At 57.5% G+C, this 560-nt stretch carries 1 protein-coding gene; it reads right to left on the bottom strand.

The window, feature by feature from the left end; all coding sequences use genetic code 11:
• Positions 1–531 (bottom strand): DUF1294 domain-containing protein (locus ACW7G0_RS14225; protein ID WP_456990663.1); only part of this gene is annotated, 531 nt, incomplete at its 3' end.
• Positions 532–560: the final 29 nt, after the last annotated feature.

Genomic DNA, 560 nt, shown 5'->3' with positions numbered 1-560 from the left:
CACGGCAACCCAGAAAATCTGCTGGAACGACGCCTTTACGGTCTTATGGCGGAACTGTTGTTGCGCAATGAGCGCGCCAGGCCAACCACCAAGCAAGTCCACCGAATGCAAGGTGCTTTCCGGAGTGCGCTGCATGTTTTTCCCAGCAGCAGCCTTGTCCAACGAGTACATGATGTAGGACACGCAGCTCAGCAGCACGTAGCCAACGGTGATCATTGCCGGGACGATACCAAAGAACGTGCCGAGCGAGACTGCGACCAAGAAGGTGACGCCCAGCGCCAGCCGCGGGAATGGCCTGTATGGCTTACGTTGCTCGATCTTCTGGCCGGCGTGCCGTACATCGGTTGCGTTTGTACGGCCGCGAGCATCTTTGGATGCCGCGTATGAGATGAGGTCACCGTCAATCGGTCTGCGAGATCCGAACTGGAACGCTTTGATGTGGACAAAGGCGCGGTCTCCGCCGTCATGCGGTGTGACAAAGCCGTAGCCCTTGTCCTCGTTCCAGTCGGAGATTCTTCCTACAAATCGCATGGAAAGTCCGTTTGGGGGCTAACGCCTGA

This window comes from Lysobacter sp. A286 (assembly GCF_054052105.1).
This window is presented reverse-complemented; position numbering and strand designations above follow the sequence as displayed.